Annotated in this window: 1 rRNA gene; it reads right to left on the bottom strand. The window is 55.3% G+C overall.

The features are described 5' to 3' along the window. A 16S ribosomal RNA gene (locus tag A6V29_RS07195) occupies window positions 1-105 on the bottom strand; the annotation flags it as partial. Window positions 106-257 lie beyond the last annotated feature (152 nt).

Here is a 257-nt window from a genome sequence, read left to right as displayed (position 1 = left end):
CCCGTTCGCCACTGATCCCCCACCGAAGCAGGTTCACCGTTCGACTTGCATGTGTTAAGCACGCCGCCAGCGTTCGTCCTGAGCCAGGATCAAACTCTCCGTAGATGAATTCGATACCAGCTGAGAACCGAGAGCTAGCACTCTCGATATCAATCAACCAAAGGAATCCCAGCCGCAGATCCGAAGACCCACGACACGGGGAATTACTTGGCACTGACTTTCGGCACGCTGTTGAGTTCTCAAAGAGCGGACGCGCA

The organism is Blastococcus sp. CCUG 61487, from assembly GCF_005222955.1.
In the GTDB taxonomy this organism is placed as follows: domain Bacteria; phylum Actinomycetota; class Actinomycetes; order Mycobacteriales; family Geodermatophilaceae; genus Blastococcus.
Note: the sequence above shows the minus strand (reverse complement) of the source record. Positions and strands in the feature narration are given on the sequence as shown.